Here is a 19,977-nt window from a genome sequence, read left to right on the forward strand (position 1 = left end):
AGCGGCCTTCAGCGGGCGGACGATGCGGTCGCGGCGGGCGCCGGGCCGGAGGCCGTGGCACTGGCGGGGCTTGCCACGCCATTGGCAGCCGTCTGCGCTGGATTGGATTGCGCTGCAGGCGTCTTGGGCTGGTAGGGCACGACCTTCTGGCCGGGCGACAGCACGTGCACGCCCGTCGCCACCACCTGCATGCCCGGGGCCAGCCCCGAAGCCACCACCGCCTCGTTGCCGTCCGCCGTGGCGATCTGCACGGCTTGCGACCGCACGGTGCCGCTGGCGGCGTCGAAGACCCACACGGCCGTCTGCTGGCCGTCCTGGCGCAGCGCGCTGGTGGGCAGCTTGATGGCCTGCTGGCCGGCATGGCCCAGGGCCTCGGGCGTGACGTACACGGTGGCGCCGAGCGGCGGCGCCTCGGCGCCTTCGATGGCCACCTTGATCTGGAAGGTGCGGGTGACGGCATCGGCGCTGGCCGCCACCTCGCGCACCCGGCCGGTCAAAGGCGCGCCGCCCGACCACGACCGCACGGCCACCGGCTGGCCGGCCTTCACGCGGGCGACCTTGTCCTCCGGCACGACGAAGACGACGTCGCGCGGGCCGTCCTGGGCAATGCGCACCACCGGCGTGCCGGCGGACACCACTTGGCCCGGCTCGGCATCGATGCTGGTGACCACGCCAGACACGTCGGCCACCAGCCGCGTGTAGCCGGTCTGGTTGCCTTGCGAGGCCAGTTGCGCACGCGCCTGGTCGAGCGAGGCGTCGGCGGCCTTGAGGGTGGAGGCGCGGCGCTCCAGCTCGGCGCCGCTGATGAAGTTCTGCGCCTTGAGCGCGGCGTAGCGCTGGTAGTCGGCAGCGGCCAAGTCCCGCTGCGTGGCAGCGGAGGCGACCTGCGCGCGCGACGCTTCGGCGGCCAGCTGGTAGTCGCGCGGGTCGAGCTGGGCCAGCATCTGGCCCGCCTGCACGCGCTGGCCCAGTTCGGCCTGGCGCTGCACGATCTTGCCCGCCACCCGAAAGCCCAGGCGCGATTCGATGCGCGCCCGCACTTCGCCGGCATATTCGAGCTGGGTGTTCAGCGGGGCGGCGCCCACGGTGAGCAGCTTGACCGAGCGCACCGGCTCCGGGGCGGGCTCGGGCTTGGAGCAGCCTACGCCAGCGAGGACGGCCGCGCCGACGGCCAGCCCCCCCATCGCGCGCTGCACCCAAGAAAATGCCCCGAGAAGGGGCTGCGAGGGGAACGGCCGGGAAAGCCGCGGCGCGACAGAGGTGTTCATGCTGGTTCCGGGAAAGCGGTTCGTTTTAATGACTGACTGGTTAGTAATCTATGAGAAGCCACGTCACCTTGTCAAGCGACAATCGCGCCGTGACGCTTCCCTCCTCCGAACCCCGCCCCCGCACCGCACCGCCCGGCACACCCCAAGCGCCGGCCGTGACGCACTACGAAAACTTTCCCGTGGCCTCGCTGCTGTGCCCGCCGCACCTGCGCCAGCCCATCGCGGCCATCTACGCCTTCGCGCGCGCCGCGGACGACCTGGCCGACGAAGGGGACGCCGGCCCGGAGGAACGCCTGGCGGACCTGGCGGCCTATGGGGCCGAGCTACAGTCCATCGCAGCCGGCCACCCGCCCGGCGCGCGCTGGGCCGCCATCTTCGGCCCGCTGCAGGCCGTGCTGCGCAGCCATGCCCTGCCCGTGCCGCTGCTGGCCGACCTGCTGAGTGCGTTCACGCAGGACATCGCCCGCACGCGGGACGGCGCCGTGTACGCCGACCGGGCCGAACTGCTGGATTACTGCCGGCGCTCGGCCGATCCCGTCGGCCGGCTGCTGCTGCACCTCTACGGCGTGCACGATGCCGAATCGCTCGCGCGCAGCGACGCCATCTGCTCGGCGTTGCAGCTCATCAACTTCTGGCAGGACCTGAGCGTGGACATTCCGCGCGGGCGCCACTACCTCACCGACGCCGACTGCGGGGCGCACCGGGTGGACCGCGCGGCCCTGTCCACGCTGCGCACCACACCCGCCACGCGCGCGCTGGTCAACGACTGCGCGGCCTGGGCGCGCGGGCTGATGGACCAAGGCGCGCCCCTGGTGCACCGCCTGCCCGGGCGCGCCGGCTGGGAGCTGCGCCTGGTCGTGCAGGGCGGACTGCGCATCCTGGACAAGGTGGAGGCGCTCGACGGCGGCAGCCTGCACACCCGCCCGCGCCTGCGCCTGCTGGACTGGGCCCGCATGCTGGGCCGGGCCGTGGCGATGTAAGGCGAATTCATGCCCGGCAAGCGCGGCTTCAGTCGCGGCCCTGGAGGCCGACAATGCAGGGCATCGAATCGGCCTCCAGCACAATGGGTACTAAGGCATGACGCTATATTTTTTGTAGCAATCGATTTTGATTGAGCCGGTAAGGAACGGGCCTCGCGCAAGGCCGCCCCGGGATAGCGAGCATGCCCGGCCCCCACCAGCCGGTTAGCCTGCGCGCCGCACAGCCCTCGCATTGCCCGCCATGTCCGTCAGCGTTTTCGACCTGTTCAAGATCGGTATCGGCCCCTCCAGCTCCCATACCGTGGGCCCCATGATCGCGGCGCGGCAGTTCGCCGTCGCCCTGCGCGATTCCATGGGTCTGGCGCCCGTGCACCGCGTGGTGGTGGAGCTGTTCGGCTCGCTGGCCGCCACCGGCATTGGCCACGGCACCGACCGCGCCGTGCTGCTGGGCCTGGCCGGGCACGAGCCCGACCGCATCGACCCGGACCGGATCGGCCCCACGGTCGAGGCGATCCGCACGGGCGGCCACATCGACCTGCTGGGCGAGCACCGCATCGCGTTCATGGAAAAGGAGCACCTGCTGTTCCGGCGAAAGAACCTGCCGTCCCACCCCAACGGCCTGAGCTTTCATGCCCATGGCGCGCAGGGCGAACTTCTGCTCACGCGCACCTATTACTCGGTGGGCGGCGGCTTCGTGGTGGACGAAGGCGGCCAGCGGGTGCTCAACAGCGTCGAGGCCCTGGACCCAGGCGCGGCAGGCTCGGGCACGGGACTGCCCCACCCCTACCGCACCGCCGCCGAACTGCTGGCCCAATGCGCCGCCACCGGACAGGGCATCGCCGCCGTCACGCTGGCCAACGAAGGGCACTGGCACAGCCGCGCGCACGTGCGCCACCGCCTGCTGCATATCTGGCAGACCATGGCCGGCGCCGTGCAGCGCGGCTGCGCCAGCCACGGCAGCCTGCCCGGCCCCATGCGGCTGCAGCGCCGCGCGGGCCAGCTGCACCAGACGCTGTCCGGCCGCGCCGAAGAGGCGCTGCGCGATCCGCTGTCGATGCTGGACTGGATCAACCTCTACGCCATGGCCGTCAACGAGGAGAACGCGGCGGGCGGGCGCGTCGTCACCGCGCCCACCAACGGCGCGGCCGGCGTGATCCCGGCGGTGCTGCACTACTACGTGAAGTTCGTGCCCGGCGCCGACGAGGACGGCATCGCCGACTTCCTGCTCACGGCCGGCGCCATCGGCATCATCTACAAGGAAAACGCCTCGCTCTCGGGTGCCGAGGTGGGCTGCCAGGGCGAAGTGGGCGTGGCCTGCTCGATGGCGGCCGGCGCGCTGGCGGCGGTGATGGGCGGCACGCCCGCGCAGGTCGAGAACGCGGCCGAGATCGGCATGGAGCACAACCTGGGCATGACGTGCGACCCTGTGGGCGGGCTGGTGCAGATCCCCTGCATCGAGCGCAACGCGATGGGCGCGATCAAGGCCATCAACGCCGCGCGCATGGCCCTGCGCGGCAACGGCACGCACATGGTCTCGCTCGATCAGGTCATCAAGACCATGATGCAGACCGGTGCCGACATGAAGAGCAAATACAAGGAGACCTCGCGCGGCGGGCTGGCGGTGAACGTGGTCGAGTGCTGAGTGAGGGCGCCCAACCCGGGGCTGCGCCATCACCGGTGTGGTGAATAAGACGCACCTGCACGCGGGGGCGCGGGCAGGCCCTGCCTTTTTTCGTTACACGCACATACACTTTGCGGTTTTCGCCCGTGCGGGCGCCGGCGCATCCGCCGTCCTCCTTCATCCGCCTTTTTCGCCTCCACCCATGCATTTCCTTTTTCGACTGCGCCCCTGGGCGCTCATGGCGGCCCTGGCCGCGTTCGGCAGCGCAGCCCCCGCCTGGGCGGAAGACACCCTGGCGCGCATCGCCAGCTCGGGCGAACTGAAGCTGGGCCACCGCGAAAAGTCCCTGCCGTTTTCGTTCAAGGACGCCAACGGCGCGGTGAAGGGCTACACGGTGGACGTGTGCCTGCAGATCTTCGACGAGATCAAGAAGGAGCTCAAGCGTCCCGACCTGCGCGTGCACTACCTGCTGGTGGACGGCAAGAACCGCATCAGCGACGTGAAGGACGGCGTGGTGGACCTGGAGTGCGGCGGCACCGCCAACACGGCCGCGCGGCAAAAGGAGATCGCGTTCAGCCACCACATCTTCGTGGCGACCTCTTCGTTCCTCGTGCGCAAAAGCTCGGGCATCAAGACGCTGGACGACCTGCAGGGCAAGAAGATCGCCGTGCAGGGCAAGAAGATCGCCGTGCAGGGCAAGACCACCAACGAAGGGTTGCTGCGCGCCAACGAGCGCACCTACAACCGCCACTTCAACTACGTGCTGGCCGACAGCACGATCGACGTGGTGGGCGCGCTGGTCAAGGGTGAGGCCGATGCCGCCTTCGCCGACGATGCGGGCATCTGGATTCCGCTCACCCGCCTGGGCAAGAACGTGGACGACTACCAGTTCCTGGAAAAGCGCCTGTCGCTGGAGCCCTACAGCATCGGGCTGCGCAAGGATGATCCCAAGTTCAAGGAACTGGTGGACCGCGTGACGCGCCGCATGATCCAGGGCGGCGAGATGGCCGCGCTGTACAAGAAGTGGTTCAGCGTGGAGCAGCAAGGCATGCTCCCAATGAGCCTGTTCATGAAAGAGGCGCTGCGCCGGCCGAGCGACATGGGTGTGGAGCAGATCGCCTTCTGAGGCCCGCCCGCCACCATGGCGGCAGGCAGTGGGGGCCCGGAACCGATGGCCCCCGGGCCTCCGGCTTACATGTAGCCTTGGTCGATCGCCTCCTGGTGTTCTCGCAACTCTTTTTCCTTGCGCTCCCGAATTTCTTCTGGCGTGCTGGGAGTCGAGTACAGCATTGACGACAGCCCCTGGCTGTCAAACGCTTCTTCGATGTCCTTGGCCACGCTTTGCAGGGCATCCAGCTTGCGGAAAGACTGGCCGAGGTCCATCTTCGCCATCTGGCTGAGTGAGGCATGCAGCTTGGGATCGGCATAGCGCAGGCCGTCCATCTCGTCGCTGGCGAGCAATTGCTTGAGCTGAGCTTGGCTCTTGATGATCGCATCGCGCTGGCCCGACAGTTCGTCGAACTCCTGGGCGGCCCTGAAGGTACTCACCATCTTCGCGCCGCTTCGGCGCATCGTGCCCTCCAGGTCGAAGGCCATGCCCGTCTGATCGACCTTGGCGAACTTGCCGGACAGGTCCGCCAGTTTCTCCAGCATCGGAAGGTTGGCCGTCAGTGCCTGGCTCACATGGTGCACCACAGGAATGTTCATCCTCGCCATTTCGTTGCGAAGGGCATTGTGTTCACGGATCGCTGTTTTCTTCTGCGCGGTGAGGGTGTCATATCGGGCGCTCAGCGCGTCGTACTCCTTGTCGGACATGGCGTCGGTCGCGTTGTCCAACGCCGTGTCCACCTGGTGATGCTCTTTGATCACGGCGTCCATGCGGGCCTTGGCCTCCAGGTATTGCGCCTTGACCTGTCGGGTTCCGCGGATGAACTGCAATTTGGGCGGGGCCGTATCGGCTTCCGAGGACTGGGGCCTGGTCCGCCCGAAACTCGCGGACGACGCGGCCTGCTGAGGCCTTGCAGCCTGGACCGTGCTCGTCGGACCCGTCGGGCTTGCATGGGTCGTGGGACGCGACGGGCTCGTCGGGGTCGAGGGGCGCGACGGACTCGTGGGGCGTGAGGGGCTCGAAGAGCCCGAGGAACTGGTGGAGCTCCAGGAACTGAGGGAGCTCGAAGAATTCGTGGAACCCCAGGAGCTCATGGAGCTGAGCGAACTCGATGAACCGGTGGGGCGCATCGACGTGCGGTGCACTCCCGGCTGGGATGCAGGTGCATTGCTGCGCCCATCGCCGAACATCTTCAAGCCCGCGGGCTCGGGCTGCTGTTTCCGCGGAGAAGGCGCGGCCGCCGTGGCGTGCTGGTAATTCGGGGTCTGCACGCGCTGCTGCTGTTGGCCAGCGAGGCCGGCCTGCTGGTTGGCCGGTCGGAACGACTGCAGGTTGGCCCGGGGCTGTTGAGACTGCGGGCCTTGTGGACGGGCTGCGGCTCCATTGGTACGCGAACTCAATTTGGAGAACACGGTGTCCTGCTGCGGCCGGGACTGCGCGGCACCCGATGGGGTCTTGGCCTGACCCGTCGTTTTCGACGCTACCTCCTTGACGAAGCGGTTGCCCGCCGATAAGACCTTGGAAGCGAACTTGGAACTGAGGGACATGGAAAAACCTTTCGAGGCGGTCGCTCGCCGTGCCTCGCATCGGGAAATCGCCGCTTGAAATGCACTGTAGGCAGGCTCTGTTCGAGCACGGCACTGCCACCCGAAAGCGCGAGCAGGAATGCGAAGGCACCCTCCCCTGGCCTGGCCGCAGGGCGGCCCCTGCCCCGAGCCAGCCCGGTTCGCCGCCGAGCCCGGGCGCCCATGGGAGAATCGCGCCCCATGACACCGGAACAGTACGTCCAGCAAAAAGCCGCCGCCTCGGGCAGCAGCTTCTATTACGCCTTTCTGTTCCTGCCCGCGCCACGGCGCGCCGCCATCACGGCCTTCTATGGTTTTTGCCGCGAGGTCGACGATGTGGTGGACGAAGTCTCGGATGCCGGCGTGGCCCGCACCAAGCTGGCCTGGTGGCAGGCCGAGGTGGCCCAGTCCTTCGCCGGTCGTGCCACGCACCCGGTGATGCAGGCGCTGATGCCGCACGTGGCGGCCTACGGCATCGAGGAGCGCCACCTGCAGGCCGTGATCGACGGCTGCCAGATGGACCTGGAGCAGACGCGCTACCTCGACTTTCCCGGCCTGTCGCGCTACTGCCAGCTGGTGGCGGGCGTGGTGGGCGAGGTGGCCGCGCGCATCTTCGGGCAGACCGACGACCGCACCACCGAATACGCGCACACCCTGGGCCTGGCGTTTCAGCTCACCAACATCATCCGCGACGTGGGTGAGGACGCGATGATGGGCCGCATCTACCTGCCCGTGGCCGAGCTCCAGCAGTTCGACGTGAAGGCGCACGAGATCCTCAAGCGCCAGTATTCCGAGCGGTTCACGGCGCTGATGCGCTTTCAGGCCGAGCGCGCGCACCGGCTCTACGACGAGGCGATCGCCCTGCTGCCCACGGGCGACCGGCGCGCCCAGAAGCCCGGGCTGATGATGGCCAGCATCTACCGCACCCTGCTGCGCGAGATCGAGCACGACGGCTTCCAGGTGCTGCACCAGCGGGTGAGCCTGACGCCGCTGCGCAAGCTGTGGCTGGCCTGGAAGGTGCAGGCCCTCGGACGCCTCTGAGCCGGCTTTCTTCCATGCAACGTGTTGCCATCATCGGGGGCGGCTGGGCCGGCATGGCGGCGGCGGTGGCCGCCGCGCAGGCGGGGCACAGCGTGACCGTGTTCGAGGCCACCCGCGTGCTGGGCGGCCGCGCGCGCGCCCTGCCCGCCACCGAGGCGCCCGGCGCACCGGGCGCCCCGCCGCCCCTGGACAACGGCCAGCACATCCTGATCGGCGCCTACACGGAGTGCCTGCACCTCATGGCGCAGGTGGGCGTGGACCCGGACGCGGCCCTGCTGCGCCTGCCGCTGTCGCTGCGCTTCGCCGACGGCAAGGGCATCCGCCTGCCTGACATCGCGCCCCCCTGGGACGCCGTGTGGGGCATTGCCAACGCCCGGGGCTGGGGCCTGCGCCAGCGGCTGGCGCTGATGACCACCACCGCCCGCTGGATGTGGGGCCTGGGCGGATTCCGCTGCGAGCCCGGCGATACGGTGCTGACCATCAGCCAGGGCCTGCCGCCGCAGCTGATGGCCGAGTTCGTCGAGCCGCTGTGCGTCTCGGCGCTCAACACCCCCGCCGCCGAAGCCAGCGCCACGGTGTTCCTGCGCGTGCTGCGCGATGCGCTCTTCAGCGGGCGCGGCGGCTCCAATCTTCTGCTGCCGCGCACCGACCTGGGCGCGCTGTTTCCCGAACCCGCCGCGCAATGGCTGCAGGCCCAGGGCCACACCGTGCACCGGGCGCGCCGGGTGCAGGCCATCGCGCCCCAGTCACCGCCGTCGAGCGGCTGGACGGTCGATGGCGAGGCCTTCGACACCGCCGTGCTGGCCCTGCCCAGCAGCGATGCGGCCAGGCTGGTGGCCGCCTGCGCGGGCTCCGAGCAGGCCGCGCCACGCAAGGAACTGTGCTCCGCGCTGTACGACTGGGCGGCCGTGGCGCAGGCGATGCGTTTCACCGCCATCGCCACCGTCTATGCGCAGGTGCCGGGCGCCCAAGGGCCCGTGCTGGAGAGCCCCATGCTGGCCCTGCGCTCTTCGGCGCAGGAACCGGCCCAGTTCGCCTTCGACCGCGGCGTGCTGGGCGGCCCGCCGGGCCTGCTGGCCCTGGTGGTGAGCGCCTTCGAGGGCGACCGTGCCGAACGCGAGCAGCAGGTGCTGCGCCAGGCCATGCGCCAACTGGGCCTGCCGGCGCTGGAACTGGTGCAGACGGTGGTGGAAAAGCGCGCCACCTTTGCCTGCACGCCCGCGCTGCAGCGCCCGTCCAACGCGATCGCGCCGGGGCTGTGGGCCTGCGGCGACTATGTGCGCGGGCCCTACCCCGCCACGCTGGAAGGCGCGGTGCTGGCGGGCACGGCGGTCGGGCAGCAATTGGGCAAAAAATAGGCCCTAGCGCATATTCCACTAGGGCATATAGCTACAAAAACAATAGCAAACGCCCACCATGACTCACGCCGGGCGGGGCAGCACGTCCGCCATCTTGAGCACGGACACGCCCGTGTTGCCCCAGAAACGCTCCAGGCTGTCGGCCCGCTCGATCAGCAGCCGCTGCACCAGCGGCTCCAGCGACGTGGCGGCGGGATCGGCGACCAGCAGGTAGCGCGGCTCCACGGTCTCGGGCACGCCGGCGGCGGTTTCGTTGACCTGCACCACCCAGTCCAGGGCGGTGAGCGCCTCCAGCACGGGCTCCAGCTGCAGCGCATCCACGCGCAGCGACTGACACAGCGCGCTCATGCGCAGCCCGCGGGCCGGCGTCTCGTGCGCCCGGTGCAGGGCCTGCAGCGCCTCCACGGCCAGCTGGAAGGTCCAGCCCTGGCCGCTCGCCCGGCGCGCCACCCCGTTGAGCAGGCTGGGCAGGTAGGCCGCCACCACCGCGCCCAGCAGCACGATCACCCAGGCCACGTAGATCCAGACCAGCAGGATCGGCAGCGTCGCGAAGGCGCCGTACAGCACCGAATACGTGGGCACCGAGGCCAGGTACAGGCCGAGCACCTTCTTGGCCACCTCGATCCCCACCGAGACGAACACCCCGCCCGACCACGCATGGCGCCATTTGACCTGCGTGTTGGGCACGTAGCGGTACAGCGCCGCGGTGCCGCCGGCCAGCAGCAGGAATTCGATGGAGTCGAACAGCAGCCGCGCGCTGTCGGGCAGCGCGTTGTGCAGGCCGCGCGAGGCCGAGGACGCCACCGACGTGGTGAGCGCCAGGCTGGCCGCCAGCACCAGCGGCCCCAGCGTGATGACCGCCCAGTAGATCAGCACGCGCTGGCCCAGCGGCCGCAGCCGGCGCACGCGCCAGATGTTGTTGAGGGTGCGGTCGATGGTCAGGACCAGCGCCAGCGCCGTGCCCAGCAAAATCGAAAACCCCGCCACGCCCAGGCCGCTGGCCTTGGCCGCGAATTGCGTGAGGTAGCCCAGCACCTGGCGCGAGATGCTGTCCGGCACCAGGCTGTCCACCAGCCAGCGCTGCAGCCCTGTCTGCAGGGTGCCGAAGATGGGAAAGGCGGTGAACACGGCCAGCGCCACGGTGAAGAAAGGCACCAGCGCCAGCAGCGTGGTGAAGGTCAGGCTGCTGGCCGTGAGGCCCAGGCGGTCCTCGCGAAAGCGCTCGCGCAGGGTGTGCGCCGTGGTGCGCCAGGGAAAGTGCGACAGATCGGCCAGGACGGCTTCGAAGCGCTGCGCGAGTGGGGCTAAAGGCATGGCCGATATGATGCCACCCCGATGGCCTCTTCCCCCCTCTCTCCCGGCGCGCCCCGCGCCGCATCCGGCACCGGCGCTCCAGCGGCCCCCGACGTGGCGGCCACCCGGTGGCTGGCCGTGGGCAGCCTGCTCGGCCTGATCGTGCTCAGCCTGGCCTGGGAGCTGTGGCTCAGCCCGCTGCGTCCCGGCGGCTCGTGGCTGGCGCTCAAGGCGGTGCCGCTGGCGTTCCCGCTGGCCGGGCTGCTCAAGCACCGCATGTACACCTACCGCTGGGTGAGCCTGGTGGTGTGGCTGTATTTCACCGAAGGCGTGGTGCGCGCCTGGAGCGATCCGGCACCCGGCCGGTGGCTCGCGCTGGTCGAAGTGGCGCTGTGCCTGGCGCTGTTCGCCGCCTGCGCGCTGCATGTGCGCCTGCGCCAGAAGCACGCGCGTGCGGCCGCAGCCGCGGCGGCACCGGCCCCGTCCACGCCCTGAACACCCAAAAACGGCCCCGCCCCACGCCCCTTCCATTCCCCGTTTTTCGCGAGCATTCGAGAACACCATGTCCACCCTGATCGACACCCTGCGCCAGACCGTCGGCGCCGCCCATGTACTCACCGAAGGCGACCTCACCGCCTGGGAGCAGGACTGGCGCCGCCGCGCGCGCGGCAAGGCGCTGGCCGTGGTGCGACCCGGCAGCACGCAGGAGGTGGCCGCCGTGGTGCGCGCCTGCGCCGCCGCCGGCACCGCGATCGTGCCGCAGGGCGGCAACACGGGGCTGGCGGTGGGCTCCATTCCCGACGAGACCGGCACGCAGGTGCTGCTGAGCTTGGCGCGCCTGAACGCCATCCGCGCGGTGGACGCCGACAACCTCACGCTCACCGTGGAGGCCGGCGCCATCCTGCAGAACGTGCAGGACGCGGCCGAGAAGGCGGGGCTGCTGTTCCCCTTGAGTCTCGCGGCCGAGGGCAGCTGCACCATCGGCGGCAACCTGGCCACCAACGCCGGCGGCACGCAGGTCGTGCGCTACGGCAACACGCGCGACCTGTGCCTGGGCCTGGAAGTCGTCACGCCGCAGGGCGAGGTGTGGGACGGGCTCAAAGGCCTGCGCAAGGACAACACCGGCTACGACCTGCGCGACCTGTTCATCGGCAGCGAAGGCACGCTGGGCATCATCACCGCCGCGACGATGAAGCTCTACCCGCAGCCCGCTGCCAGCCTGACGGCCTGGGCCGCGGTGCCGTCGATGGAACACGCCGTGCAATTGCTGGCCCTGGCGCACAAGCACCTGGGCGCGGGCCTGACGGGCTTCGAGGTGATGGGCCGCTTCGCCCTGAGCCTGGTAGCCAGGCACATGCCGCAGCTGCGCGTGCCCTTCATCGACCAGGAAGACGTGCCCTACGGCGTGCTGCTGGAAAACAGCGACAGCGAGTCGGAGGCGCACGCCCGCACGCGCTTCGAATCGCTGCTGGAAACCGCCTTCGAGGCCGGCTGCGTGACCGATGCGGTCGTGGCCGAGAACCTGGCGCAGGCGCACCAGCTCTGGCACATCCGCGAAAACATTCCGCTGGCCCAGGCCGAGGAAGGACTGAACATCAAGCACGACATCTCGGTGCAGATCCCACGCATCCCCGCCTTCGTCGAATACGCCGACGCGCTGCTGCAGCGCGAGATTCCCGGCGTGCGGCTGGTCAACTTCGGGCACCTGGGCGACGGCAACCTGCACTACAACGTGCAGGCGCCGGCCGAGGGCGATGCCAAGGCCTTCCTGCGCGACGAGGAAGCCCGCGTGAACCACCTGGTCTACGAAGCCGTGGCGCAGTTCGGCGGATCGTTCTCGGCTGAGCACGGCGTGGGCGCGCTCAAGGTGGACAAGCTGGAGAAGTACCAGTCGCCCGTGGCGCTGTCCATGATGCGCGCCATCAAGGGCGCGCTGGACCCGCAGGGGCTGATGAACCCGCACTGCATGCTGCCGGTGCACGGCGCCTGACGGCCGGGCCACCGGGGCGGCCCGACGGGATCAGCGCCGCGCGTCTTCCAGCACTTTGCGCACGTCGGCGGGCAGGGGCACCGGCGCGCCGGCGTCCTGCACGTCCCATTCCTCGTCGCCCGTCTGCAGCCACACGCGCATCGCGTCGCGCGACGGGTCCACCACCACAGCCGCCGCCTGGGCGTCCGGCTGGGTCGACCGACGGCCGGTGATGTAGAGCAGGCCGCCTTCCTGCCGCAGCGGCGTGCTGACGGCCATGTTCTGCAGGAACTCCGGATGGTTGACTGGGCCTAGCAGTTCCTTGACCCGCACCCCCATGGGGCCGGTGCGCAGAAAGTCCGTGCCCTCCGAAGGCTTGCGGCCCACCTGCGCCTGCACGCTGGCCCAGCGGTTGGCGGCGGCCGGTGCCGCAGCAGTCGCAGCGGGCGCGGCCGGCTTGGCGGGAGAGGACGTGGGCGTGAGCGGCACGTGGGTGCCGCAGCCGGCGGCCAGCAGCGCTGCGGCGAACAATGGCAAAGAGGGCGAAAGGCGCATGGGACGGATTTCCTTGGAATCGGGGGCAACCGGCGAGCTTATCCGCTGATGCCCCCCCATCTGGCGCACCCCACGCCGTCCGCGGGCGTTTCGCACGCCCACCCCGCGATATCAGACGGCCATGGGGGCCGTGATGTGGGCGTGGTGCTGGTAGCCTTCGAGCGAGAAGTCCGACGGTTCGACCGTCTCCAGCCACTCCGGCTCGTACTTGCCGGTGGCGGCGTAGTCCGGGATGCGGTCGGACAGCAGCAGCTTGGGCAGCGGGTGGGGTTCGCGCGTGAGTTGCTCGCGAAGCATGTCCACGTGGTTCTCGTAAATATGCGCATCCCCGATGAAGTACGTGAACCAGCGCGGCGTGTAGCCCGTGAGCCGGCCCACCAGGTGCAGCAGCGCCGCCCCTTCCGCCAGGTTGAACGGCGTGCCGAGCCCGACATCGTTGCTCCGGATGTACAGGCACAGCGAGATTTCCTTCCTGCCCGGATTGGCCAGGAACTGATACAGCAGGTGGCACGGCGGCAGGGCCATTTCGTCCAGTTGTGCCCAGTTCCATCCGTGGAACAGGATGCGGCGGCTGCCCGGGTCCTTGATGAGCGTGTCCAGGCACTGCCGGAGCTGGTCGACGGCCTTGTAGAGGAGCACGCCGGACGGCTTGCCGTCCTCGCCGCCGAGCGTGCCGATGGCCTCGTATCCCCGGCCCAGCGCGTCCGCGATCTGCGCCGGGCCCTGCGGCAGCGCCGGGTCGATGAGCTTGTAGGCCGGCCACTGGCGCCACTGGACTCCGTACACCGAACCCAGGTCGTCCTCGACAAGGCGGTAGGGGTTGGCCAGCCACTGCGCGTTCTCGTTCGCGTTCTGGTCCCAGACCTTGCAGCCCAGCGCCCGGAAATCGGCCGCGCTGCGGCGTGCGCGCAAAAAGCCCACCAGTTCGCCCACCACCGACTTGAAGGCGAGCTTCTTGGTCGTGACGGCGGGAAAGCCCTCCTGCAGGTCGAACCGGAGCATCGCGCCCGGCAGGCTCAGGGTGCGAACGCCCGTGCGGTTGTCTTGCCAACTGCCGTTGTCGAAGATGTTCTGAACGAGGTCGAGGTACTGTTTCATGTGCCGAAGGGACGAGCCAAGGGCGGAATCGTAGCGCAAGGGGGTCGGACAGCGCGCCTCAGGGCCGGATGCCCTTGGCCAGCAGGGCGGCGATATCGTCGATCACCGGCAGGAGGTCGGCCACCGAATCGATCACGTAATGCGCACCCGCGCCCTGCAGCTTGCCAGCGGCCGCTTCGCGGCGGGCCTGCTGCGCGGCCGGCGGCAGGGCGTTCCACTCGGCGAGCGGCAGCCCCATCGCGTTGCCGCTGACGGCGACGCCCACCGTCCAGGTGCCGGCGTGCAGGCCCTCCTGGATGCCGACCTCGGTGTCGTCCACCTTGACCACCGTGGCGGGCCACCACACCCCCAGGTCGGCGAAGCAGCGGAACATCATCAGCGGCGAAGGGCGGCCCGCTACGAGGTCGCCCGCGCAGACGAGGTTGTCCGGCGCATAGCCGCCGGCCGCGGCGATGGGCGACAGGATGTCCATGATCGGCCGGTTGTAGCCGGTGGTGGAGCCGATCTTCAGCCCCCGGGCCCGCAGCGCGGCCACGGTGTCCAGCGCGCCGGGAATGAAGTCGGCGAAATCGGCCACCACCGCCGCATTCATCGGGGTGAAGACTTCGTAGAGGTGGTCGATGTCGGCATCGGCGAAGGGCCGGCCGTGCAGGTGCTCCCATTGCAGGGCGACCTCGGGCAGCAGGCTCAGGGCCTGGATGTGGTCCCACTTGGCGACGCCCATCGGGCCGCGGGCCTGCTCGATGTTGATCCGGATGCCGAATTGTTCGAACAGCCGCACGAAGGCGCCCATCGGCGCGCAGGAGCCGAAGTCGAGGATGGTGCCGGCCCAGTCGAAGACGACGGCGCTCAGCGTGGTGGTGGAAGGAGGCATGCCCATGTCGTGTCCTGATCGTGGCGCGGTGGGGAAAGGGTTGGGTGAAAGACGGCTCACCAGGCGCCGAAGGTGTCCTCGGCAATGCCGAAGGCGGTGCTGGCGCCGGTGCCGCTGGTGACGATCACCAACCGGGTGGCGTCGTCGGGCCGGTCGATCAGGCAGTCGGTCGTGGCCGACGAGGGGTAGATGCCCACCCAGCGCTCGGTCACCCGGCAGGCCTGCAGCTTCACCGTGTCGCGCAGGTGGCGCAGGATGAGGTCGTCCACCCGCTCGTCGGCGAAGGGCTGGGGCGCGGCGCTGTACTGGTGCGAGTCGCCCACCACCAGGGAGCCGTCGGCGCTTTGCACCACGATGAGGTGGATGCCGTTGGCCAGCGATTCGGCCTCTTCGCGCTGGAGTTGCTCGCGCAGCGCGGCGGCGGCGGGCAGGTCGCTGTAGCCCCGGTAGCGCACCAGGCTCAGGTCGGCCATGACAGAGCCGGGCAACCGCAGGCCGGGCTCGGGCATGACGCGCAGCATGTGCAGCAGACACAGGCGCAGGCTGTGCGGCGCCAGTCGCTCGGCGAACAGGCCGTGGATGTCCGAATGGGTGCAGACCACCACGCGCTCGGCGTGCAGCACAGCGCGCGCGGTGCGCACCCGCGGCGTGGCGACCTCCAGCACCGCCTCGCCGAAGCGGAACACCACGCCATGCGCCTCGGCCAGCCATTGGGTCAGCAAACCGATGGCGGTGCGCGATTCCACCCGCATCTCGTGCGGGCTGTAGAGCACGCCCTGGGCGCCCTCCAGCTGCAGCGCGGGAGCGCGGCGGGCGGCCTCGGCCACGCCGAGCAGTTCGCAGGCCTCGCCCATCTCGGTGCCCATGAACTCTTCGAGCACGGCCAGGGCCTGGGGCCGGAATGCCGTCAGGTACAGGCCATGGTGCACGGCCTCGATGCCGGCCTGGGGCGCGACCTCGCCCCACACCTCGCGGGCCCGGCGGGCGCGGCGCCAGGTGTCGCCCGCGCCCTGGCCGGTGACGGTGATGAAGCCGAAGTTGCGGATCGAGGCGCCGACGCAGGCCGCATCGCGCTCGACCACGCAGACCTTCAGGCCGCGCCGGGCGGCGGTGTAGGCATGGGCCAGGCCGACGATGCCGGCGCCGACGACGATCACGTCGAAAGTGGGGTGGGTTTCCATGGTGCTTTTTCCAGGCGGCAGGGCGGTCTTCGTCGCTGCGCGCTGTGTTTTCAGGTAGTCATCGCCTTCATCGGGCCGGTGCACGCCAGGCCTGGGTGCGCCGCTCGACCCAATGGCCGGCGGCCAGGTACAGCAGCGTCACCACCGCCGAGGTAGCGGCGATCAGCACCGCCATGGCCGCGGCCGGGCCGGTGTCGCCGGCCTCGTCCAGGTTCAGGATGGCGACCGAGGCCAGCCGGGTGTCGGGCGAGTAGAGGAACACCACGGCCGAGATCGTCGTCATGGCGCTGATGAAGAAATAGCGCGACACGTCCAGCAGCACCGGCAGGCAGATGGGCAGCGTCACGCGCCAGAAGGTCTTGTAGAGCGGCACCTTGAGCGAGGCGGACACCGCTTCGAACTCGGCATCCAGCGCCTTGAGCGCCGTCACCACGGTGAGGTGGCCGGTCGTGTAGAAGTGCACCAGCGTGCACAGCACCATCAGCGGCAGCGTCTGGTACAAGCCGTGCAGCGGGTTGGCCGGCGCGTTGAAAAAGAAGATGTAGCCCAGGCCCAGCACCAGGCCGGGAACGGCCATGGGCAGCATGGCCGCCAGCCGCACCACGGGCCGCAGGGCTTGCAGGCCCCGGGTCTTTTCCAGCAGGTAGGCGCCGACGAACACCACGGCCGTCCCCACCACCGCCGTGCCGCAGGCGAGCTTCAGGCTGTTGGCCAGGGCATCGGCCAGGTCGGCATCGATCAGGCCCGCGACGTAATGGTCCAGGCTGGGCGACAGGTTGTACGGCCACAGCTTGGCGAAGGAGGCGAACACCGCCATGCCGAACATGGCCAGCACCAGGGCGGCGATGCACAGGCAATAGAGCGCCATGGCCGCATCGAATCCGCGCGCGCGGCGGGGCACCAGCGCCACGGCCCGTGCCGTGAGGGTGGCGGTCTGCCGGCGCTGCACCAGCCCGTCGATGGCGAAGGTGAGCACCGCCGGCAGCAACAGCAGCAGCGCCACCACCGCGCCGCGCTGGAAGTCGTGCTGGCCGATGACCAGCTTGAAGACGTCGGTGGCCAGCACGTTGAAGTTGCCGCCCACGACCTTGGGAATGCCGAAGTCGGTGATGACCAGGGTGAAGCACACCAACGCGGCCGAGATCAGCCCGTACTTGGCGCCCGGCAGGGTGATGGTGAAGAATTTGCGCAGCGTGCCGGTGCCGAGCGCATCGGCCGCCTCGTACAGGCGCGCATCGGCCAGCGAAAGCGCCGTGACCAGGATCATCAGCACGTGCGGAAACACCGCGAAGCACTCGGCCAGCACGATGCCCGATGCGCCGTAGATGCCGGTGAACCCCAGCGCCGTCCAGAAGTCCCGGGCCACGCCCTGGTTGCCGAACCAGTAGATCAGCGAGATGGCCGACAGCAGCGAAGGCGCCAGCAGCGGCAGCAGCATCACCGTGCGCAGCAGCGCCTTGGCCGGCATGCAGCTGCGGGTCAGCGCGTAGGCGAAGGCGAAGGCCAGCGGCAACACGATGGCGGTCACCAGCAGCGACACCCACACGCTGTTCCACAGGCTGGTGAGCAAGGCGGGCGAGGCCAGGTAGGCAGCGAAGGCCCCCAGCCCCGACACCGCCCCGCCCTGCGGTGCATCCAGCGCCTTCGACAGGATGAGCAGCAGCGGCGCCACCAGTCCGACGCCCAGCAGCGCCACCACACCCAGCAGGCCGAGGTGGGCCAGCCGGTCGCTCCAATGCACCCGCTGGCGCAGGGGCGCCGCGCGAACGGCCGCCGCCACCGCGCTCATGCGGCAGCGCCGGCGGCGAACACGCGCAGCCGGTCGGCGCGCAGGGCGAAGCGCACTCGGGTGCCTTCGCGCACGCCGAACTCGTCCATCTGGTTGAGCGAATACTGCAGCTGCAGCGGCTGTCCGCCCAGGCCATCGACGTCGATCTCGGCCAGGCAGTTGCCGCCCAGGAACTCGATGTGGCGCACGGTGCCGGCGCACTGCAGCGGGTCGTCCTGCACGGCGGCACCGACCACGCGGTCCTCGGGCCGCAGGTACAGCGACACCGCGCTGCCCGGCCGGAACTCCGTGCCCGCGCCGGGCACGCACTGCAGGCGCTTGTCGCCGCAGCGGAACCAGTGGCCGCCCTCGGCCACCGCGTCCAGGCGGTTGACCTTGCCGACGAAGTCCGCCACGAAGGGCGATGCGGGTTCTCAGTAGACCTGCATGGGCGTGCCGACCTGCTCGATCACGCCGTGGTTCATGACCACGATGCGGTCGGCCACCGACAGGGCCTCCTCCTGGTCGTGCGTGACCATGATGGTGGTCACGCCCAGGCTGCGCTGCAGCGACCGGATCTCGTTGCGCAGGTGCACGCGCACCGTGGCGTCCAGCGCCGACAGCGGCTCGTCCAGCAGCAGCAGGCCCGGCGAGGTGGCCAGCGCGATGCGCTGCTGCTGGCCGCCCGACATCTGCGCGGGAAACTTCGGCCCGCTGCCCGGCAGCCCGACGAGGTGCAGCAGTTCCTCCACGCGCGCCGCGACCCGCGCGCGCCCCTCGCGCCGGTTGACCAGCCCGTAGGCCACGTTCTGCGCCACCGTCAGGTTGGGAAACAGCGCATACGACTGGAACATGATCCCGTAGTCGCGCTCGGCCGGCGGCGCCACCGAGATGTCCCGGCCCGCCTGCACGATGCGGCCGGCGGTTTGGGTTTCCAGCCCCGCCACGATGCGCAGCAAGGTGGTCTTGCCGCAGCCCGACGGCCCGAGAAAACAGACGAACTCCCCCTGGCGGATCGACAGGTCGATGCTGCCGAGCGCGGTGAAAGCACCGAATCGCTTGTGAATCCCGCGAAGCGCAAGGAAGCTGCCGTCGTCGTTGTCCATCGGTTTACTTCTTCGCTTCGCTCTTGCTGTCGTAGCGCCGGGACCATTCGGCCAGCGTGGCCTCGCGGCTGGCGGCGGCCTGGTCGAAGTCGAGCCGGATCAGGCGCGCTTCATAGTCGTCAGGAATGCCGGCCAGCTTGGGCGCGATGCCCGGCTGGGCGGTGATGGCGAAGTTCTTGCCGTAGAGCTTCATGGCATCTTTCGACGACGCCCAGTCGGCCAGCTTCTTGGCCGCGTCCAGCTTCTTGGTGCCCTTGTAGATGGCGAAGCCTTCCAGGTCCCAGCCCAGGCCTTCCTTGGGGAACACCAGCTCGATCGGCGCGCCCTTGGCCTTGTTGGTGTGGCCGCGGTACTCGAAGGAGATGCCCGCGACGTACTCGCCGGAAGCCGCCATGTTGCAGGGCTTGGAGCCGGAGTGCGTGTACTGGCCGATGTTCTCGTGCAGCGCGTCCATGTACTTCCAGCCGCCGCCCTTGCCGCCCTCGTCGCCCCACATCTGCAGCCAGGACACCACGTCCAGGTAGCCGGTGCCGGAGGACGCCGGATTGGGCATCACCACCTGGCCCTTGAACTCGGGCCGGGTCAGGTCCTTCCAGGTCGTGGGCAGGGGAATGTTGCGCTTCTTGGCTTCCACGGTGTTGAAGCACACGGTGGCGCCGAACACGTCCATGCCGAACCATGCGGGCGGGTTCTTCTTGTCGCGGTAGGCCGGCATGATCGCGTCGATGTTCAGCGGCGCGTAGGGCTCCAGCATGCCGTTGCGGTCGAACAGCGCAAGGCTGGTGGCCGCCACACCCATGACGACGTCCGCCTGCGGGTTGGCTTTCTCGGCCAGCAGCTTGGCGGTGATGACGCCCGTGGAGTCGCGCACCCACTTGATCTCGATGTCCGGGTTCACCGCATTGAACGCTTCCTGGTAGGCCTTGAGCTGGTCGGTCTCCAGGGCGGTATAGACGATCAGTTGCTGCTTTTGCGCGAAGGCCGAGCCGGCCGCAACGGCCAGGACCAGTCCGAGAATTGCCGCGGAAAGCGGCCGTGGGGTGCGTTGCATGGAAATGCTCCAGGGGTTGAACGGGTGGAACTTTGGTGCCCGCCCGTGTCATCCTCATGACATTCTTGCCAAGCAAAATGAGGGCCATGTTGAGCCGATTGTTTTTTGTAGATCGTAGACAATCTGCAAAATCGTCTTTTT

General features: G+C 69.4%; 17 protein-coding genes and 1 pseudogene. 8 read left to right on the forward strand and 10 right to left on the reverse strand.

Features of this window, described 5'->3' with window-relative positions:
• Positions 1-8: 8 nt before the first annotated feature.
• Positions 9-1,184, reverse strand: a complete 1,176-nt coding sequence (locus M5C96_RS17100; protein ID WP_272569761.1) for an efflux RND transporter periplasmic adaptor subunit — start codon at positions 1,182-1,184, stop codon at positions 9-11.
• Positions 1,185-1,318: 134 nt separating this feature from the next.
• Here M5C96_RS17100 and hpnC point away from each other — a divergent pair, with 134 nt between their 5' ends.
• The 3 genes from hpnC (at position 1,319) to M5C96_RS17115 (ending at position 4,995) form a co-directional block, all read left to right on the forward strand.
• The gene (gene hpnC / locus M5C96_RS17105) at positions 1,319-2,248 is read left to right on the forward strand and encodes a squalene synthase HpnC (RefSeq protein ID WP_442867320.1); all 930 of its coding nucleotides are present in this window, start codon (positions 1,319-1,321) and stop codon (positions 2,246-2,248) included.
• A 241-nt stretch (positions 2,249-2,489) separates the two neighbouring features.
• Positions 2,490-3,890 (forward strand): L-serine ammonia-lyase, encoded by a 1,401-nt coding sequence (locus M5C96_RS17110; RefSeq protein WP_272564312.1) that lies wholly within the window; start codon positions 2,490-2,492, stop codon positions 3,888-3,890.
• 181 nt (positions 3,891-4,071) lie between these two features.
• On the forward strand, positions 4,072-4,995 hold the full coding sequence (locus tag M5C96_RS17115) for an amino acid ABC transporter substrate-binding protein (protein ID WP_272564313.1): 924 nt from the start codon (positions 4,072-4,074) through the stop codon (positions 4,993-4,995).
• 65 nt (positions 4,996-5,060) lie between these two features.
• On the opposite strand, the gene M5C96_RS17120 is transcribed toward M5C96_RS17115, so the two are convergent.
• Positions 5,061-5,807, reverse strand: a complete 747-nt coding sequence (locus tag M5C96_RS17120; protein WP_272564314.1) for a hypothetical protein — start codon at positions 5,805-5,807, stop codon at positions 5,061-5,063.
• Positions 5,808-5,901: 94 nt separating this feature from the next.
• Between M5C96_RS17120 and M5C96_RS17125 the strand changes: the two genes are divergently transcribed.
• The 3 genes from M5C96_RS17125 (at position 5,902) to hpnE (ending at position 8,941) form a co-directional block, all read left to right on the forward strand.
• Positions 5,902-6,234: a hypothetical protein gene (locus M5C96_RS17125; RefSeq protein ID WP_272564315.1), complete on the forward strand. Its 333-nt coding sequence runs from the start codon at positions 5,902-5,904 to the stop codon at positions 6,232-6,234.
• 509 nt (positions 6,235-6,743) lie between these two features.
• Positions 6,744-7,583, forward strand: coding sequence for a presqualene diphosphate synthase HpnD (hpnD, locus tag M5C96_RS17130; protein WP_272564316.1), 840 nt, complete (start codon positions 6,744-6,746; stop codon positions 7,581-7,583).
• A gap of 14 nt (positions 7,584-7,597) precedes the next feature.
• The gene (gene hpnE / locus M5C96_RS17135; protein ID WP_272564317.1) at positions 7,598-8,941 is read left to right on the forward strand and encodes a hydroxysqualene dehydroxylase HpnE; all 1,344 of its coding nucleotides are present in this window, start codon (positions 7,598-7,600) and stop codon (positions 8,939-8,941) included.
• A 63-nt stretch (positions 8,942-9,004) separates the two neighbouring features.
• Here the strand turns inward: hpnE and M5C96_RS17140 are convergent, their stop codons facing one another.
• Positions 9,005-10,255 (reverse strand): YihY family inner membrane protein, encoded by a 1,251-nt coding sequence (locus M5C96_RS17140; RefSeq protein ID WP_272564318.1) that lies wholly within the window; start codon positions 10,253-10,255, stop codon positions 9,005-9,007.
• Between the two features lie 21 nt (positions 10,256-10,276).
• Between M5C96_RS17140 and M5C96_RS17145 the strand changes: the two genes are divergently transcribed.
• Both M5C96_RS17145 and M5C96_RS17150 read left to right on the forward strand, forming a co-directional pair.
• Positions 10,277-10,729 carry a DUF2069 domain-containing protein gene (locus M5C96_RS17145; RefSeq protein ID WP_272564319.1) on the forward strand — a complete coding sequence of 151 codons (453 nt, stop codon included), beginning with the start codon at positions 10,277-10,279 and terminating at the stop codon, positions 10,727-10,729.
• A 67-nt stretch (positions 10,730-10,796) separates the two neighbouring features.
• Complete coding sequence (locus tag M5C96_RS17150; RefSeq protein ID WP_272564320.1) at positions 10,797-12,224, forward strand: FAD-binding oxidoreductase; 1,428 nt, start codon at positions 10,797-10,799, stop codon at positions 12,222-12,224.
• A 30-nt stretch (positions 12,225-12,254) separates the two neighbouring features.
• Here M5C96_RS17150 and M5C96_RS17155 read toward each other — a convergent pair whose 3' ends face one another.
• The 7 genes and pseudogenes from M5C96_RS17155 to M5C96_RS17185 all read right to left on the reverse strand — a co-directional run bounded on the left by M5C96_RS17155 (position 12,255) and on the right by M5C96_RS17185 (position 19,836).
• Positions 12,255-12,758: a hypothetical protein gene (locus M5C96_RS17155; RefSeq protein WP_272564321.1), complete on the reverse strand. Its 504-nt coding sequence runs from the start codon at positions 12,756-12,758 to the stop codon at positions 12,255-12,257.
• A 111-nt stretch (positions 12,759-12,869) separates the two neighbouring features.
• Complete coding sequence (locus M5C96_RS17160; RefSeq protein WP_272564322.1) at positions 12,870-13,856, reverse strand: thymidylate synthase; 987 nt, start codon at positions 13,854-13,856, stop codon at positions 12,870-12,872.
• A 58-nt stretch (positions 13,857-13,914) separates the two neighbouring features.
• Entirely contained in the window at positions 13,915-14,736 is an 822-nt protein-coding gene (gene phnX, locus M5C96_RS17165; RefSeq protein WP_272564324.1) for a phosphonoacetaldehyde hydrolase, read from the reverse strand.
• A 50-nt stretch (positions 14,737-14,786) separates the two neighbouring features.
• The gene (locus tag M5C96_RS17170; protein ID WP_272564325.1) at positions 14,787-15,911 is read right to left on the reverse strand and encodes a TIGR03364 family FAD-dependent oxidoreductase; all 1,125 of its coding nucleotides are present in this window, start codon (positions 15,909-15,911) and stop codon (positions 14,787-14,789) included.
• Between the two features lie 67 nt (positions 15,912-15,978).
• Entirely contained in the window at positions 15,979-17,700 is a 1,722-nt protein-coding gene (locus M5C96_RS17175) for a putative 2-aminoethylphosphonate ABC transporter permease subunit (RefSeq protein WP_272564326.1), read from the reverse strand.
• Positions 17,697-18,785, reverse strand: a pseudogene (locus M5C96_RS17180) (putative 2-aminoethylphosphonate ABC transporter ATP-binding protein). The gene M5C96_RS17175 and the pseudogene M5C96_RS17180 overlap by 4 nt, the downstream one beginning before the upstream one ends.
• A 4-nt stretch (positions 18,786-18,789) precedes the next feature.
• The gene (locus M5C96_RS17185) at positions 18,790-19,836 is read right to left on the reverse strand and encodes a putative 2-aminoethylphosphonate ABC transporter substrate-binding protein (RefSeq protein ID WP_272564327.1); all 1,047 of its coding nucleotides are present in this window, start codon (positions 19,834-19,836) and stop codon (positions 18,790-18,792) included.
• Positions 19,837-19,977 lie beyond the last annotated feature (141 nt).

Source organism: Acidovorax sp. GBBC 1281, from assembly GCF_028473645.1.
Taxonomy (GTDB): Bacteria; Pseudomonadota; Gammaproteobacteria; order Burkholderiales; family Burkholderiaceae_C; genus Paracidovorax.